Below are 17,546 nucleotides of genomic sequence, written 5' to 3' on the forward strand. Positions count from 1 at the left end.
GCAAAAACAAAATTAAATTCCAATTTGTATTTCAATTAAAGGGTAAATGAGCTTTGATTCCTTGCTTTTTCTACCTGAGCATTTTCAATTATTTCGCTTAGCTTTCTTTGAACATCTTTAGCAGGTTGTAAATCACTTAACAAGAATTTCTCTTGCGTTAAAGGATTAGCTCTGTAACCTTCTTTATCTACCTTCAAGTTAGTCAAGGTATCTAAATCAAATAAATCACCATCTAATCTAACGGGCTTGTTAACAATTTTATGAGTATATGAATCTTTAAATTGTTCTAATTGTTTTTCATCAACATTAAGCTCTGCTAATAAAGATGTATTTGACTCTTGCTTATTAATTAGTTGAAGAAAAGCTTTTAATGAAGAGCTAAATTCATTATTGACTAAAACAGCTGGTAAAAACTCGAGTTCTAAATTTACACCACGCTTAATCCGAGATACATATTCATATTGGGAATTCGCCATAGTAATGAATGCATCATTACCTAATTTCTTTAAATAAGAAAGGGGGTCATTCTTACCTTGTTTATATAAAGCCGACATGATTTCTTTAGCAGCATAAGTATTGTTGAGGTATAAATGACGAGTAGTAGGATCCAAATCGAAAAAAGTTTGTAATGGGTTTGAATAATTTATTTTCTGAAAGAAATTAATAAGTTCAAATGAATTATAGTGATTATCTAATACAAGTTGACGGTTCTGTGGCTCTATAGAAAAGAAAGTTAAAAATGGATCGCGATGCCCTAGCTTTAATAAAGACTTCATTACTTCAAAGCAATTATAATGATTGTTCACAAGCACATTATTCTGCTCAGGAGTAAGCGCTAAAAACTTATTAAATGCATTTTGATACCCTAGTTTCGCAAAGCCTTTTATAACCTCAAAGCAATTATAATGATTGTTCACAAACACATTATTCTGCTCAGGGGTAAGCTCTATAAACTTATTAAATGCATTTTGATATCCCAATTTCGCAAATCCTTTTATTACCTCTAACGAATTATAATGATTATTAAGGAGATTTGTTAATTTTGATGCTTCTATTGAAAGTAGTAATGTTAGGGCATCTTGATAACCAATTTTTATTAATCCTTTTAAACATTCACCTGCATTATAAGCATTTTCTAATAAAATATTTAAATAAGTGGGCTCTATATTCTTTAAAGTAGTAAGTGGTGATTTATATCCTAATTGATTAAAAATTTTTACTAATTCTTTAATATTACTTGCTTTTTTTACAAGCGTTACCAATTGGTCTTCTTCCCAATTTTGCAAGTCTTGTAAAGCATCTGTATGGCCATACTGCTTACAAGAAGATATTAGTTTAGCAAAATCAGAAGCATTGTTTATGATAGCTAATTTTACTTTTTCTGAATTAAATCTATCTAAAGAGATATCGTTTTTCACTAAGATTGCACGAGCATAAGTGCGGTATAAGTCAGAGTCTTTAGCTTTTTCAGAACAAATACTCCAGAAAGTCTCCCGTGTTGATTGTGGCATATTAACTACTGCATTAGGGTCATCTAAAGAATAGCGGTGTCCATCGATTTCTAATAGATTAGTAGAGTGAGTTTGGTTAAATGTTATAGACGAACCATTAGAGAAAACCACACTTGTTTGTCTAGAACTATTAAAAAATCTTGTATCACTTAATAGTTTTAATATATCAGCTGTATTACTAGCCATAACCAACTTCTCCAATTTGTTAATTTTTAATTATTCAGGCTGCGGATTTTATCTTAATTCTTTTCCAATAGAATAGAGGAATCATTTGATTTAAATTTAATATTTAAAAGTAATAGTTAATTCATGAATAAATTGGTCAACATCTACGGGACTTATGATTTTGATTTGAGACAATCTAAATGATTAATAATAGAATGAATAGCGTCTTTGTTAAAATCTGGACAGAAACGAGGGTAAGTCCTGCCTAATCCATAAGACCATTTTTCTAGAAGGTCGTGGTTATACACTAACATATCATCCATGATATATCCCTCATCATAATTTGCCTCTGTATGAATGCCAATACCTCCATCATACAGTTCACCTGTTGGCAAACGTATCGCAATATGCCAGCACTCTTCTTTTGACGCTACCATCACAAACACAATATGTACTTTTTCTTTAAATCGACTATTCCAAGCATCAAAAAATAATTTGGCAAAAACGCCACAGGGGCCATAGTTGATTCGCGGTGTCCCTTCATGAAAGCCTAGAAGCTGATTAACATCATTTTTCAAATCATTAAGTATTTTAGTTTGCTCTGCATCCATGGGTATGTTTACCTTATTTAAGCGGTTTTCTAGCTAAAATAACCTGACTCATTTAAAAGGAGTCAGAATTTATAGTTATTATTGCTTTACTGTAGGTTCCCAGGCGCCATGAGAAATATAATTAACTTCATCACTGCCTGGCCAGGGTGGCATGGTGACACAAATAAAGACCAGATCATCTTCGTCACTTCGATATTGAAAACTTGTTCCTAACGGAATATCGATACTCATTCCTGCTGACAAAGGTGTAATTATCTCTTCATCGCTATTCTTGCGCCAAATTGCGCCTTTTCCAGAAAGAATATGCCAAAATTCAGAAACAGTTTTATGGCAGACCACTTTTGAAATAGTTCCAGCTTTTAAAGTACAATGCGCCATGCCGCCTAGATGATTATTCATCAATAAACGTACTTCTGCACCGGCGGGCGAGGTGTGCTGATAGTCTTGTGGTATAGCTTGTGTCTTCATTCATAACCTCGATTATTTTCTACATTCATAAACGATACTTTCATCATGTGTACTGGGAGATTGGGAGCGGTCAAAGGCTTTAATTAATTCAATTTGCCTAAAGCCAACTCTTTTAAGTAGATCAAGCAAAAAGGTGGGATCATTGTAAAGACGAATCTTGTATTCTTCGATTTCAGTTTGAATAATAGAGTGACCGTGAATAAGCTCATACTTGCCGATTGAGTAACAGATATCTTCTTCAAGCATAGCTAACTGACTAAGTAAAATAAATTTGTTATTGTCTAAGCGCCATCTTGAACCACGCCATAGTCCTAATTCTTTTGGTAATGCAGCAAAAGTTTCTACTTCAAATACAAAAAGACCACCGGGAACCAAATGTCTATAAATGGCTGTTAGGGCATTTTTGATTGTTTGCAAATTAGTTATTAAACCAAATGAGCCACTAGGAATGAAAATTAATTCATAGGTTTTAGGTTGATTAAGATCTTCAATTAAACCTTGCCAAATAACAGGCTTAATTTTCTTTGCAGATGCTTTTGTTTTTAATGCGCTTAACATGCTAGAACTTGCATCGAAACCTTCAATAGCAAGGCCGTCAGCTAGCATAGGAAGGAGGAATCGTCCAGAACCACACATAGGCTCTAAAATGGCGCCATTAACTTCTTTAACATAGCTTAAATAGAAATCATAAGCTTCTTTTGGTGGATTTGGTTTACTTAAATCATATACTTGCGTACATAAATCTAAGTAAGTATCTAGCGATTGATTCATCCATAGACCTCTAAACTGTCATGATATTTTTAGGTTAATTTACTTTCTTTTTCATAATACAAATTGCTAAAAAGAGGTTGAAAACCAATTCTTTTATAGACATTTAGTCCTAATGCTGAGGCTTCTAAGAAGCATGTTTTTATTCCAAGATTGGTTGCATGACGTAAAGCTGCATGAATAAGCTTAGTTGCATAACCTCTTTTTTGATAAGCAGGTAATGTTGCAATATCATCTAATCGTGCACTATTTTCATCGATAGTTAAGGTAAGGGAGCAAATAGGATTATTTTCGACAAAACCCGAGAAATGGTAAATGTTGTCATTAACATATACTGCACTTTGATGTTGTTTAGTATAAATACTAGTAATTGCTGGTGTAGATTCAAATCCATACAGTATTGGTATGCTCCAGGTCTCTAATTCATGTTTCATTTCTTTAATTTCTAGCTCTAATGGTATTGAAACATATGACTTTAAATCGAGTTCCATTGCCACACCTTTATCAACGAGTGATAATTTCTGAGCGTCAAGCAAAGTGGAACTATCTGCAGTTAATAAGTAATCAGGTAAAATTAATGCCCAAGGTAAATTTTTCTGCAAATAAAAACATTCACAAGTTAATAAATGGTTTTCAAGAAGAGGCTTAACTGAATTTACAATAGCAGGGTTTAAGTTGGGCGCTTTTACGCCAGTTGCAAAGGCAGTTAAACATCCTAAGTCAATTTTTTCAAAACTAAGTAGTGAAAAAAATTGCTGTTCAAGTTTATGGTAGGAAGTAAATTTATGCATGTTTTTATAGCAGAAAAGCCTTACAATATTAGTAGTGGGTATTCAAATCGTTCAAATCTAATTTGAGCATATAAACAAATAATATTTTTATTACTTTACATAATACGATGGATTCATTGATTAGTTTTTATAAAAAACAATTTGGTCTGCAGCATGCGACATTCATTCGTATTGAGCATAATGATACAATGGTTGCCATTGTTTATAAAGTTATAGTGCCATCTAGTTTGCCACTTATTCTAAAAATAAGTACGCGCCCTGGTGACTATTATCGTGAAGTCTATTTTTTAAATTATCTCGCTAATAAATTACCTGTACCTCGTTTACTTGATAGCAGTGCACCTTCGGAGAGCGCTTACGGCGCAGTGTTAATGGAATGCTTATCTGGTGATCTACTTATACTATCTAATTTCTCAAATATGGCTTATCAAGTTGGCGTACTATTAGCTAAGATTCATGCAAACCGTGTAGATGGCTATGGTGATTTAATTCATCCTCCTTTAAGTTCTAACCCATGCAGTGATTTAATATTTAAATTTGAAGAAGGATTAGCTGAATGTGCTAATCACTTACCACAAGCTTTACTTGAGCGCTGCCGTCATTATATTAATGAGCGACTTTATATACTTACAGACGCTGACGGGCCTTGTATCACGCATCGCGATTTTCGTCCTGGGAATATTATTGTTGAGAATAATAAGATAAGCGGAATTATTGATTGGGCTTCAGGGCGGGCTAGTTTTGCTGAGGAAGATTTTTACTCTTTAGAACATGCACGTTGTTTCTCTTCACTTAAGGCCAAACAATTATTTTTACAAGGCTATGCCAGCGTTCGGCCTCTACCTGATTATGATAAAATGTTGCCAATTTTAAGCTTAAGCAAGGTAATCGGTATGATTGGTTTTATGGTTAAAACAGGAACCTGGAACACAAGCCATAAAAAATTATATCAATATAATTACCAGCTTCTTGAACAGATAATGACTACCAATAAGGGTTATGGCTTCTAGTTTTTATCAAGTACACCCATATTACAGTTGGCTGTTTCTATATTCTTTATCCAATCCGCTATTTTCCAAGCAACTTCTTTTAAAGCGAGAGCTGTTGTATCAAGAATCAGAATATTATCTAAGTGACTATAATTTTCTAGCTGATTAAATCGACTAAAATCCATCATACTTGCCGCAGATTCTTGAATAACATGTACAGCCCATGTTGGGTCTTGATGATGCATACGAAGCCACGCAGACCAGTTAAGCATATTCTGATCTGCGCCATAGGTGTTGCGCTTTTTAAGACGTTGAATACGCTCAAAATCACTGACATCTAGAAGACAAAAGTTAATTTTATCAATCTGCCTGGCAGAAGGGCTACTTAGAATTTCACCTAAAACGATTTGTCCTAGCAAACAAGCATCTTTGCCTTCATTTAGTAATTTTTTGATCCATCTCTCAGTTGATTCCTGACGCCATTTTTTATCAGCATTCTCAGGAACACCAATATCATCAAAATCATAAACAGCAATATTATCTCTTAAAATTTCTTTTAGATATGGCATTACAGCTGTTTTACCACTGCCACTGGCACCACCTATAAAATATAATTGAGTCATGAAATTAATCCTGCTTTGATTGGAAACTTAAGATATCTATAGTAGATTGATGAGAATCATAAGGAATCCGGTACACTTTTCCAAGTAATCGTCATGGCTAAACACTGAAATGACTTTTCACCAGGAATTTAATGCTGGTTTATAACTATTAGTCTAAGTTTTTCACCATATACACCATATTCCATTCATACTTCTTCGGCTTTAAATCAAAAAGAGGATTAAAACCAACTGATTGATAGAATAAGTACGTTCTAAGATAATTCTCATCTGATTCAGAAGGACTTAGTGTTTCAACGGTTATAGTTCTAGCACCTTTTATTTTAGCAAATTGGCAAGCTGCTTCGATTAATTGCTTTCCTATACCTTGACGATGAAAGTTGCGTTTTACAGCCAGCCAATAAATATTGGCATTATTAGGATAAGGAAAATCAATAGAAACTAGACCAATCGTGTTATCCTCATCTTTCGCTGCAAAATTAGTACGTGATTTTACGCCTATTATGTAATGCTTATTCGCTTCTGGTAAGCCAAAATATTCAGGTAAATCTTCTGTGATTGTTCGACATAAGGTTTGAGCCAATTCTCCCGTTATTTTTTCAATTTGAATCATAATATCTTCCCTACTGCAATATCTCGACCATCCCCTTTATAGTCGTCCGGATCATCAAACGGCATATTAATATAACCATTATTTCTATAAAATTTTAACGCAGCGGGTGAGGACTCAACATGCAAGCTATGATAGCTCTGGCTTTTAAGCCACTTTTCGCATAAAGCCAAAAATTGGCTACCGTATTGATGGTTTCTCTTAGGCTCATCAATAACAATGATCCGTAATGCTGCTCTGTTATGAGGCCATAGTTGCAAGTGTGCATAACCAATAATGTCACTTCCTTGAAATAAAACAAAATGGACATGAGAATTATGATCAAAAGTCCAAATGTAAGGGTCTGAAATCCCAGCCGTGTCAAAAAAATAAAATTGCCTGAAATAGCGTACCTTATCCCATTCATGAGGCGTTAAGGCCTTAACCACTCTTAGTCCATTAAATCCTGTTTTTTTATTAATGGTTGCAATAAAGTTCTCTTTTCCCAAACAATAGGCGTTAATATCATAGGGGTGTTGCTGCGCCAACGTTTCTTTTAAGCGTGCATAAACCTCTTTATCTTCTGAATGCGTTCTCATCCAGTCCCTAAATTTTAAATGCCGCTCAATTTCAGAATTGCCTAATTCATAAACATGAACATGGTGTGTTCGTTGATTACCCCCTTTTTGAAAATAGCGGCGAAAAGGCATGCCATATTCTCCTTTTGCTTCATAGCCAAGTGTTTGCATAGCAGCATTGGCGTTTTCTACCTTAGTAATATCTAAAACAACAGGAATCATATCAATAACTGGTTTTGCAGCTAAACCCGGTACAGAGGTTGAACCGATATGATGAATCTCAATGCAATTATTACCTAATGCTGCTTTAACTTTCTCTGCTTCTTCATCGAATTTTATAGGCCAATTAGTATCATAAGGCACTACTTCGATGCGTCGTTCTTTTTGTTTGACTGACATTACTTAGTCTCCTTAAATTTACTGAACTATGTCATTGGTTTTAGGGTGGATAGTAGTTCAGTTAATAAATCACTCATGGTCAAAAATAGGTGAGTAATTTATTCATAAACTATCTCACTAGCTAAGTTTTTCTTATATTGCTTACTTGGCAAAAAACCACCAACTTGAGCATTCCAGAGAGTTTTATACAACCCATCTTTCTTAAGCAATTCATGGTGGGTACCATCTTCAACAATACGCCCTTTGTCAAAAACAAGTATTCGGTCCATCTGCAAAAGTGTCGATAAGCGATGTGCAATAACCAGCGTTGTTTTACCTTGTATAAGTTCCCATAAACTTTCCTGAATAGTTGCTTCGGTGATGGAGTCGAGCTGGGAAGTTGCCTCATCAAGTATTAAAATGGGCGCATTTTTTAAAATAGCACGTGCAATAGCAATACGTTGACGCTGTCCACCTGAAAGCTTAATCCCTCGCTCTCCGACTAGCGTTTCATAGCCTTCCGGCAAGAGATGGATGAACTCATGCGCATGTGCTTTTTTGGCAGCTAAAATGACTTCTTTATTGGTAGCATCTGAATTGCCATAACGGATATTATCCATAAGACTGCGATGAAAAAGAGTTGGTTCTTGCGGAATCATAGCAATAGCTCGCCTTAGGCTCTCCTGAGTAACATCAACTATGTCTTGGCCATCAATTAAAATTTGACCAGCTGCAACATCGTAAAGTCTTAAAATGAGATTCACAAAAGTTGATTTGCCGCTTCCCGAAAAACCTACTAAACCTACTTTTTGTCCAGGCAGAATTGTGACTGACTTATCGTGGAAAAGACATTTGCTGCCTTGGTAATGAAATTTAACCTTAGAAAACTCAATTTTTCCTTTAGTAACTATTAAGGGAGAGGCGTTATTTTTATCGGAAATGTCATGTACCACTATTAATGCATTTAAGCTTTGTTTTGTCTTCCCTAATGCTTGGTTAAATTGGTCTACCTGAAACATGGTGTACCACATCATATGCCCCAATTCCATGGAAATACCAAGGATTAATGCAAAATCACCAATGCTAACCAATCCTCTGCTATACAAATGAATTAGAGTAAAGCAAGCTAAGCCCATCAATACTGCAATCATTCCACCTTGGGCACAACATAATAAAACAATAAAAAGCTCTTTTCGTTGAAATGCTTTTTGCACTACATGAAAGAAACGATTCATTCGATTCACTTCATAGCGCTTTTGCGCAAAGAGGCGAATATTAACCTGATTAGATAAACTATCTACTAATTGGCCAGATAACTGCGATTCTGAACTGGCATGATCATCAGACAGTTGCACTAAACGCCTCGACATCCAGACGCTAAATGATGCAAAAGCAATGAACCAGAGTAATAAAATGTAAAAAAATAAAATATTGACAGAATAGGCCGTAATAAAGGAGACAATTAGAAGGGACGAGCCACGCAGGAAATCCATCGATACGCGGTGTAGAATAATTTCAAGATTATCAGCAAGGGTTGTGATTTGATCGGCAATACGTCCAGATAGATTATCCTGAAAAAACTGCGAGCTTGCTCCTAATACATACTCAAACGTTTGGCTAATAATTTTGTTTTTTATAACCGCTTCATACTTATAGTTCAAAAACCCAAGTGTACGCCAAGTGATATTGTCAAAAAAGATAAAGTTCAAAACTAACAAACCGGCTGCCCAATACAAAGAGGACATGTTGCTGCTTGTTTTTGCTGCCAAGGTATTAATGAAAAATTTAATCAATAAACTATTAAATGGCCCCCATAATCCAGCCAACACGGCAAGCAGGATAAATAAAAACACGACAGCTCGATACGGCTTTAAAAAATACCATATAAAAGAGCCTAAGCGATTTGGCAAAACATTGGCTTTAGATTTAGTAATAAGACGTAGGTCTTTAGATGAAATTGATTTATGGTTCATAATTTACTCTTAAGCATGTCTGTTAGGACATTAAAAAACAAAAAAGTCAAAAATGACTTCATTCGCTTTGCCCTATAGATTGGGCGTACTTAAGATGTAATTTCCATGATGATATAAACCTACTTTTAGAATATTTTCTCTAATTAACGCACAATTTTAAAATAAAGTAATTAAGTGTGTCAATATTATGTCCAAAATTATTTTAATTTTCACACGATTTTCCTTAACATGCAAAAATTTTTGAGTAAACTGCAATACTACTATTTCAAGGTTTCAGTGAAATCTGCTTATTTAATTTTTCCTTGATATTAAGCTAGTCAAATCATCAATGAGTTTTTTCGTACATCCTGAAGTTGTGAAGTTCTTATTATCTAAAAATGGGTATACATAACTACGCTATGGATTAGTTTGAAAAGAAAGCGAATTTTCTTGTTTTACCGTTTCTTCCTTATTCCGAACATCATCCACAACATTTCGATATCTTTGATTTACTTCTCTAGCAGACTCTAAATGGGCTGTATTGGTTATTTCATTTATTGAATGTTTTTCTGATAATCCTTCTTGGGGCTTTTGTAAAGGATGTTTATCGAATTGTTTAGGAGGACCATCGAGAAAATCAATGCTTACTTGATTTCCATTAAATCTTATTCTATAAGATTGATCCTTTTCCGGTAAAAACTCTGTTTCTGATACTCTAATAAGCTTTATTTCTTCTCCAAATTGCTCATGTATTAAATTACCTTCTCTAATAAATAGTGTTCTCTGTTCATTATATTTGTTTGTTAATATGCCTGCAAAGTGTTCTAGTGGTTTATGAAATGTCTGCGTTTCAGAAATGGGCGGGTGAGCTTGATTAAACCATTCTAAACGCAGTCTACTGGATTCGTGGTTATTCGAAAACTCAAGCGCTTTAGTAAACTTACTTCGAGCAAGGTCAAATTTTCCTGCATTTTCCGCAATCAAACCTTCAAGCGTATTTTGCCACACTGGATCGTAGCCCTGAGGATAATTAGGCATACGTTTAAATAGGCCTTCTGTATCACCAATTGGAGCGAAATCAGGAGCGCTGAATAGCTCGTTCGCAATCCTCATTCCATTTTCAGAATTTGTAAAAAAAACGGCACCTTTTTTATCTGTTACATTAATTGCAACAAAGGATCTTGTATTAGGGTTTTCACCATACTGATAGGCGATTATCTCATCTTTGTTATCTTTATCTTTATTTTTATAGTTATAGATATGCCAACCTAAACCACAAGTTGGAAAACTATCAGCGTTCTTTGGCTTAAATGTGTCTCCCATATTCTTTAACCAAGCCACCATTAACTTTGAAAAATCCTGAGCTGTTGTTATTAGTGAGCCTGCCGCATGCACTGGCGGGTCGCCTATATAAATGTTTTTTGGTTGACCTAGCTCTGTATGAACTTTAACAATAGTGGGCGTGTTCTCTGATTGAGGCAAAAAAGTTGAGTTTTCCATTTCTAAAGGGTCAAACACATACTGTTTTGCTAGCTCTTCTAAACTTTTCCCCGTGGTGGCCTCAAGGACTTTTTGTAAGTAAAGAAAAGATTCACCTGAATAGGAATATTCCTCGCCTGGTTCTGAATTAAATGCTAGTGTTGAATGTAGATTAGTCCCCACATTTGGCAAGCCTGTGGTATGGGATAATACATGTTTAATGGTTAACTTTTTAGCTTGTTCAGGGTATTTTCCCTTATCTACAAATCTCTCATATTCCAAAATATCATCTAATTGTTTAGCTTGTTCCTCTAATTGTGTAGTTTTTTTTGGAGATTCATCTAGTTGCTTGCGCACTTCGATTTGTTTTTCATTGACGATCTCGTAAATTGGTTTATCCAATTGAACTTTATTTTCCTCAGCCCATTGTAACACTAAATAAGTAAATACAATTTTGCTAAGGGAGGATGCTGGAAATTGGGTATTATTATTTACGTCAGTAGCGGGGGAGTCGGCGTTTTTTTTGCCAAAAGCTATTGCAGTACTTTCAAATTCAGTGTTGTTTTGCTCTTTTGGCTCAACATAAGCATAGCTTATTGCTGGAATATGAGTAGGTACTGTTATTCTTTGTAAAATATCAACAGACGGCTTAGGCATAATGTATTGAAAATAATCTAAATATATATTCATTATAAAACAAATCTTTGGGACTGGTAGTTGCAGACTTTACCACTACAAGTAAACTTATCTTAAAGAGTGTATTGCTTTGTTTTCATTAGAATAGAAGCAAAGATTAGTTATTTGCTTTCAATTATTAATAAATTTAGGTCTAGTTTAATTACTCTTTAAAATCATTTGTAGGCCTTGGTCCTTTCGATATATCAAATGGATTTGGTGATTTATAAGTAGAATCAGTCATGTCTTTTACATCAACTTTTTGGTTATTAAGGGGATTCGGCTTATAAGCAAGATCTGCATTATAGTTATTGTTTGGAATAAGGTTTTTATTCAAAAGCTTAGTAACAAATTGATCATATAATTTTTGATCTGGGATACTAATTTTCAGGTCATTCCCTTTTCTTGAGACGCTAATATTTTGTCCCTTGACTTCCTGAGTAAATAGTTTGAGTTCCTCTTCAATTTTATCATAAAGCTCGTTAAGATCCTTTGCATCTGTATCATCAAGAGATTCATCACCTTCAAAATGGATTAATCCCTTTGCTAAGTCTAATCCCATTGAAAACACAGCAGATCCATTATTAAAATTGTAAAGGAAATCATCTTCAGTTTGCCAAACTTCACTATGTTCTAGGTAAGAGGATAATGCTCTGACTTCTAGATTTGTAGGTTTATATTCTGGAGTAGGCGCACTACCATTTTGGGCTGTTTCACCTTTATCGCCACCGCCTCCTCCGCCACCACCATGGCCTTTGCAAATAGGTGAGCCCATTGCACGGCATATACCGCAAGGGTTGCTATCTAAAGCATTTGATCGTTCCTCGCTTCGCTTTCCTTTAGTTTTGGCATTAGTTGGCATTTCGCACTCCATAACATCATCTACTTGTTCAAATTTTAATATATTAAGGTTATGTTATAGAGCAATTTTTTGGATTTTTACGAATTATTAACAAATATATTTTACGGTAAAGTTAGGTTTCAAACACTTACTTTATTCAATGGCAAGATAATGTTTACACTACTGCCGTCCTTTCTCAGTTCTCAGTTAAAATAAGGACTCGTGATTGTTTAGCAAAGCGAATTAGTCACTAATAATCACTAGGAACCATTTATTCTTGATTTAAATCTTTTCGTAAAAAATAAAATATCGAATTCTTATTAAAGCCTTTTCTTTCAAACTCAACGTAGTATCCCAGTTTTTTATAGAAACCAAGTGCTTCCCAATCAAATGTATTAACCGCTATAAAATTACAATGACTCTCTTTTGCAAGTGTTTCTGCTTTGTGCATCAATTGAGTTCCATAACCTCTCCCACGAAGTTTTTCATGGACCCAAAGCTGTCCCACAAATAATCCTCCATACATATTATCACCCGCACATCCACCAATGATGTTTCCCTCATTATCGCGTATAAAAAATGCAAAAAAATCAAGTTGAGCCATATCTTTTTTGACTTTGGCTTGCTCCATAATGGCATCATTTAATATTTGTATATCTTCGGATTTTGGGTTTGGTTCATAGATAATCTGATAATTCATTGTCCATTCTCTATAGGTGGTACGTAATAATGCCGCTAAGATATTATAAATCAATCGTTATTCGAGGTTAAGGGAGACAATATATCTGGAAAAATAAGTCTTGTCATTTTGTCAGATAATATCACTTCAGGTTTTATTTTAGTGAGCAATCAAGAATACATTCTATTGGCGTAATTAGTCACTAATAATTACTAGGAACCATTTAAACAGTTTATTTGCGACTTCCTCTTCAAACGTAGCTTTGCCACTGGCAACTTGGTTTAAATAAAACGGACTTACATCTAAAAGTTCAGCTAACGCTATCAAATCATAATTACCTTGAAATAATATAAACTCGATTAGATACTTCTGAGCTTCTTTCTTATACTGAACAGTTTGATCAGTAGAGGTTAATAATTTAACTAGACTTCCCATGTAAAAACTCCTGTCTACAACTTAACAACAATGAACTGTATTTTCATAAACAGAAGTTAACCATAATGGGATCGGTAAAAAAATTAGTATTTTTACCTCGAAAAAATTACTAATAAAATACAATTAAGTAAGGACTCTCTCAGCTAAAACAGATTCTTCTTGATTAGAATCGTCCATATATTGGCTGATTTTGTTAGCAATGAAGTAAAGAAAGATTGCCCCTGCGAGAGCCCACATTCCTAGTTCTTGAAAAACATATAAGTAATTGTTATTAGTTATTAATGGGTGAATGGAAGATGCCTTAGTCATGGCATTGGAAAAGTAATGAGATAACGTTGCAGCAACTCCAGATGTCATTGTCCAGATTCCCATAAGTAAGCCCTGTAAGTTTATAGGGACAATACGGCCTATCATAGCGTACCCTACAGGTGCAATTAATAATTCAGCAATAGATTGAAAGAAGTAGTGTCCTATTACCCAAGTTACGCTGCTATAGCCTTCACTATTAGCAAATTTAATTCCATAAGCTAAGCAAAAGAATGACACTGATAACATGACAAACGCGCTAAAGAACTGTCTTGAAATTGAGAAAATAAAACCTTTATTGCGTAACTTATCAATGACTATAGAAAGAATAGGCGCCCCTAAAATAATGACAACCGTGTTAACATTCAAAATCCATTGAGTAGCGATTTCAAAATTAAAAAGATGTTTATCCACATTATTTTTAATAAAAAGCGTAATGCCCATGGGTCCTGTATAATATATCATCCAAAATATAATAGAGGTGACTGCTAAAATAAGATAAGCAAGTAGTTTTTGTTTATCAACAAGGCTTTTCTGTTGTTTTCTTAAATAGAGAACTACAGCAAACATAATTAGGCTGAGTGTAATAATTAAATAGTTACTTAAGGTTGCCCAATTAAAACAAAATAAAATTAAAGGAATTAAGAACATTATAAGAATAATGCCTTTAATATTTTTGGCTTGCTGCTTTAATGTGTTATTAATTTTAAGCAAAGGTGTTTCTCGATCGGCTAGTACTTTCCAATTAGCGATCAAAAAAAATAAAGATAATGTGTTAGCTAAAGTGCTTAAATAGAATAAAGGGCCATAATGGTTAGAATAATCATAAAAGCCACTACAAAAATAACCTACAAAAAAACCAAAATTCAACACAGCATAATTAAAAAAGAAGGCTTTCTCACGCCGATTATCGTTTGCGTCAAAACGTTGAGTCAGCATATTATAGTAACTTGTTGTATTAAGCCCACATCCCACTAAATATAAGCTTAAGCTTATATAAAGTAGATTACTCTGAAATTTGGCGAGAAAAAATAAGCCACTACTTTGTATAACTACAGTGATAAGAAATAATACTCGATTACTTAAGTAGCTTCCGCCTAATACTCCTCCAAATAATTGCATGACATAATTAAAAGCTAAAAACAAGGCAATAATATTATTTGAAAAAGAGCTCTCTAAACCTAGTTCTTTAGTAATAAACAGTGCTAATGAAGAATAAAGAGTAGCATACGAAAAGGTAGAGCATGCTTTAATAAAATAGAGAGTGATAACTCCTTTGGGCATTTTTGCTTGCTGCTTATTCATTTTTACTTCCTATACATCCTGAAAGTGGTGACTCTATCATTAAAGATGGCTATTATTAAGGCTTGCTGCTATTTATCTAGATCTTTAAACATTATAAGTTTACAGCCTGTTGTTAAGGTGTTTAGGAATGAACCGTATTAAAAGAGTATTCTGGGAAGAAGTTAAAAACAAAGTTAAAATAGTTAATCCCGCCATTTATGAAGTCTTAGAGCAACTTCAACTTGATAACAATATTCCTTTCTTTTTAGCTAATTACCAATTTGGCGCACACTTTGGTGTAAAAAATCATGCTTATCTACCTACTAACTCTGGCCAACTCGCTAAAATTGGCAGCTCAGCTATTGATAACGAGTTAAATACGCACTTAGGTTATGGTAAAGACAGTCTTCCCTTAGGGATGATTTTAGACAAATATTGTGAATGGCATTATTTTGGTGAAAATGAACGTATTTTTCCTGAATACGTTCAAGGCCCTGGTGCTATTTTTAATATGAAAATTATATTTGATGAAGATAAGACCGTTGATAATAATATTTTATCGGTTTCGTCAGGAGCGCTTTCATCTTACCTGTTGCCCAACATTGGTTGTGCGAGAAAGCATGGGCAAATTCAAAAATATTTTAAAACCACAACGCCTGCACCTAAGTCACCTTATGAACACTATCAAGTTTTTAAGGAAATAATAGATAATGAGGGAAGCAGTTGGTGTAGCGAAGTTTTATATTTTTCTAAGTCTTTTATTGATAAAGTTAAAAATGATGAACATTGGCTTAAGTTAAAGCTTTATTTTTCTGAAGCTCTGAGAAAAAAAATTATTAGAGATACTTTTGATATGTCTTCTAATAATTTATTTTTAAATGCCAAAAAGGTTAATCGTTTTAGGCCAACACCATTTATTATCGATACAGCAAAATACATTTTTAATATTTGTATGGGGCCTGGCATTGGAGCAAAGCCAGCCAATGATGAGCAATATTTACCTTTAAAAACTATTCAGCACGCTTATGCTGAATGTTATGGATTAGTTTATACGCCTACCGTCATGGTGCCAGCCTCACTTAATGGCTGTAAAGATATGATCTATTATCCATTACAGTGTCCATTTACTAATATTAATACTTTTAAGTCGAACCAAAGCAAGAGTACTCTTACTGAACTTGAAACATTAAAAAATGTTTTGCATGCTTATCAAGAGGAATTTACTGCGGAAAATAGTGATGCCTATGGAAGTCCTCTTTACCATTTAAGCAAAGAACTTAAGTTTACATTTTATCATTATCAAGCGAATGAACAACATTCGATAAGAGGACCTGCTGAATTATTAGAGCAAGATCAACGCTTCTTATTTTCTTACAGTCAGAATAGCACGACATTTTCAGCCGATGCTAAATTGTTTCGTGGTTGTGTTCAGTTAAGTAGATGATTCAAAATCGTGTGGATCAATTTCTAAAAGAGCTAAGTAATTTTGGCTTATTTTCTTTTTTACAGTAGGTGGAAGATAAAGCGTTGATACCGGAGTAATATTTAGCAATCCCAACTCAGCTACCTGATGCCAATCAATTCTAGGTTTGTATGTTGGTAAAAGAGCTGCTTCATAAATACAAATAGGATGTGTTGGAGCGTAATACTTTTCCAAATAGTTTTGCAAGACACTTATTTTAGACGTAATTTGAGTATCTGCTCGACCTAAATTGGCAATTTGCCAAATGAGAAGATGTCCATGCACATCTAGAGCGCGTTCATAAATTAAAAGCTCTGTAGCATCTATTGTAAAGCAGCCATGTTGTCCGGGATCTATTCCCAAATCACTAAAAAGGCAATCCATAGCTGTGACAGCAGGTAGGATTATAGCATTTCCTTTTTCTTTTTTGATTTGTTTGACTGCATCTAATCCGGATTGCGCAAAAACAGTGGGATGTCCATAAAAAATAACACACAGATTTTTTACTTGATAGTACTGATTAACAATATACTTCGTGATCTCTTTATATGCATCAGCTCGTTTAATTGATTTAAAATAAATAGGCTCTAAGGATTCTGCTTCTATTGCTTCACGCTCAAGCCAGGCTTTGAAATTATTTTCATTAACTAAATAAAGAACCTTATCTGCTTTTTTAATAACTTGCCTAGTTTCTGCTGTTAAATGGGCAATAGACTTAATCCCTGAGCCAGCAACAATGAGTGTATGCATTTAATCAGTTATATCACAGATTGTATTAGAATGTGGTTGAACTAATAGATTAGTTAATTGTTCTTTAGTAATTGAAGAAAGTAATTTTGAATCAATATGCTCACAATCACTTAGATACTCATTGCCAACTGCAAATTCAATTTCGTCTAAAAAATTCATGTTATTTCCTTTAAGTCTAAGTTGCATTCATATTGTATTGATAAAATACTCAGAGG

General features: G+C 34.1%; 18 protein-coding genes. 2 read left to right on the top strand and 16 right to left on the bottom strand.

Going from position 1 to position 17,546, the window contains the following annotated elements; all coding sequences use genetic code 11:
• Nucleotides 1-35 precede the first annotated feature (35 nt).
• From DYH30_RS05130 to DYH30_RS05150, 5 genes are all read right to left on the bottom strand, one after another.
• On the bottom strand, nucleotides 36-1,697 hold the full coding sequence (locus tag DYH30_RS05130) for a hypothetical protein (protein WP_115330615.1): 1,662 nt from the start codon (nucleotides 1,695-1,697) through the stop codon (nucleotides 36-38).
• Between the two features lie 152 nt (nucleotides 1,698-1,849).
• Nucleotides 1,850-2,287, bottom strand: a complete 438-nt coding sequence (locus DYH30_RS05135) for a hypothetical protein (RefSeq protein ID WP_115330616.1) — start codon at nucleotides 2,285-2,287, stop codon at nucleotides 1,850-1,852.
• 78 nt (nucleotides 2,288-2,365) lie between these two features.
• The gene (locus tag DYH30_RS05140) at nucleotides 2,366-2,755 is read right to left on the bottom strand and encodes a cupin domain-containing protein (protein WP_115330617.1); all 390 of its coding nucleotides are present in this window, start codon (nucleotides 2,753-2,755) and stop codon (nucleotides 2,366-2,368) included.
• Nucleotides 2,756-2,767: 12 nt separating this feature from the next.
• The gene (locus DYH30_RS05145) at nucleotides 2,768-3,526 is read right to left on the bottom strand and encodes a class I SAM-dependent DNA methyltransferase (RefSeq protein ID WP_115330618.1); all 759 of its coding nucleotides are present in this window, start codon (nucleotides 3,524-3,526) and stop codon (nucleotides 2,768-2,770) included.
• Between the two features lie 29 nt (nucleotides 3,527-3,555).
• Nucleotides 3,556-4,314, bottom strand: coding sequence for a GNAT family N-acetyltransferase (locus DYH30_RS05150; RefSeq protein ID WP_115330619.1), 759 nt, complete (start codon nucleotides 4,312-4,314; stop codon nucleotides 3,556-3,558).
• 107 nt (nucleotides 4,315-4,421) lie between these two features.
• Between DYH30_RS05150 and DYH30_RS05155 the strand changes: the two genes are divergently transcribed.
• Entirely contained in the window at nucleotides 4,422-5,324 is a 903-nt protein-coding gene (locus DYH30_RS05155) for a phosphotransferase (RefSeq protein ID WP_115330620.1), read from the top strand.
• On the opposite strand, the gene DYH30_RS05160 is transcribed toward DYH30_RS05155, so the two are convergent.
• The 9 genes from DYH30_RS05160 to DYH30_RS05200 all read right to left on the bottom strand — a co-directional run bounded on the left by DYH30_RS05160 (nucleotide 5,321) and on the right by DYH30_RS05200 (nucleotide 15,140).
• The gene (locus tag DYH30_RS05160) at nucleotides 5,321-5,926 is read right to left on the bottom strand and encodes an AAA family ATPase (protein WP_115330621.1); all 606 of its coding nucleotides are present in this window, start codon (nucleotides 5,924-5,926) and stop codon (nucleotides 5,321-5,323) included. The two genes, DYH30_RS05155 and DYH30_RS05160, sit on opposite strands and share 4 nt — an antisense overlap.
• Nucleotides 5,927-6,074: 148 nt before the next feature.
• Nucleotides 6,075-6,536: a GNAT family N-acetyltransferase gene (locus DYH30_RS05165; RefSeq protein ID WP_242604634.1), complete on the bottom strand. Its 462-nt coding sequence runs from the start codon at nucleotides 6,534-6,536 to the stop codon at nucleotides 6,075-6,077.
• Nucleotides 6,533-7,489 carry a GNAT family N-acetyltransferase gene (locus DYH30_RS05170; protein WP_115330622.1) on the bottom strand — a complete coding sequence of 319 codons (957 nt, stop codon included), beginning with the start codon at nucleotides 7,487-7,489 and terminating at the stop codon, nucleotides 6,533-6,535. The genes DYH30_RS05165 and DYH30_RS05170 overlap by 4 nt, the downstream gene beginning before the upstream one ends.
• Nucleotides 7,490-7,587: 98 nt before the next feature.
• A complete protein-coding gene (locus DYH30_RS05175) occupies nucleotides 7,588-9,441 on the bottom strand; it encodes an ABC transporter ATP-binding protein (RefSeq protein ID WP_115330623.1) in 1,854 nt (617 codons plus the stop codon).
• Between the two features lie 396 nt (nucleotides 9,442-9,837).
• On the bottom strand, nucleotides 9,838-11,589 hold the full coding sequence (locus DYH30_RS05180; RefSeq protein WP_115330624.1) for a serine hydrolase domain-containing protein: 1,752 nt from the start codon (nucleotides 11,587-11,589) through the stop codon (nucleotides 9,838-9,840).
• A gap of 148 nt (nucleotides 11,590-11,737) precedes the next feature.
• Entirely contained in the window at nucleotides 11,738-12,436 is a 699-nt protein-coding gene (locus DYH30_RS05185; RefSeq protein WP_115330625.1) for a hypothetical protein, read from the bottom strand.
• Between the two features lie 250 nt (nucleotides 12,437-12,686).
• Complete coding sequence (locus DYH30_RS05190) at nucleotides 12,687-13,115, bottom strand: GNAT family N-acetyltransferase (RefSeq protein WP_115330626.1); 429 nt, start codon at nucleotides 13,113-13,115, stop codon at nucleotides 12,687-12,689.
• Between the two features lie 174 nt (nucleotides 13,116-13,289).
• Nucleotides 13,290-13,529 (bottom strand): hypothetical protein, encoded by a 240-nt coding sequence (locus DYH30_RS05195; RefSeq protein WP_115330627.1) that lies wholly within the window; start codon nucleotides 13,527-13,529, stop codon nucleotides 13,290-13,292.
• A 123-nt stretch (nucleotides 13,530-13,652) separates the two neighbouring features.
• Complete coding sequence (locus DYH30_RS05200; RefSeq protein ID WP_115330628.1) at nucleotides 13,653-15,140, bottom strand: peptide MFS transporter; 1,488 nt, start codon at nucleotides 15,138-15,140, stop codon at nucleotides 13,653-13,655.
• 127 nt (nucleotides 15,141-15,267) lie between these two features.
• Between DYH30_RS05200 and DYH30_RS05205 the strand changes: the two genes are divergently transcribed.
• Entirely contained in the window at nucleotides 15,268-16,563 is a 1,296-nt protein-coding gene (locus DYH30_RS05205) for a hypothetical protein (RefSeq protein ID WP_115330629.1), read from the top strand.
• Here DYH30_RS05205 and DYH30_RS05210 read toward each other — a convergent pair.
• The gene (locus DYH30_RS05210) at nucleotides 16,552-17,331 is read right to left on the bottom strand and encodes an SAM-dependent methyltransferase (protein ID WP_115330630.1); all 780 of its coding nucleotides are present in this window, start codon (nucleotides 17,329-17,331) and stop codon (nucleotides 16,552-16,554) included. The two genes, DYH30_RS05205 and DYH30_RS05210, sit on opposite strands and share 12 nt — an antisense overlap.
• On the bottom strand, nucleotides 17,332-17,490 hold the full coding sequence (locus tag DYH30_RS17920; RefSeq protein ID WP_160116156.1) for a hypothetical protein: 159 nt from the start codon (nucleotides 17,488-17,490) through the stop codon (nucleotides 17,332-17,334). It lies immediately after the preceding gene.
• Between the last annotated feature and the right edge of the window lie 56 nt (nucleotides 17,491-17,546).

Source organism: Legionella busanensis, from assembly GCF_900461525.1.
GTDB lineage: Bacteria > Pseudomonadota > Gammaproteobacteria > Legionellales > Legionellaceae > Legionella_C > Legionella_C busanensis.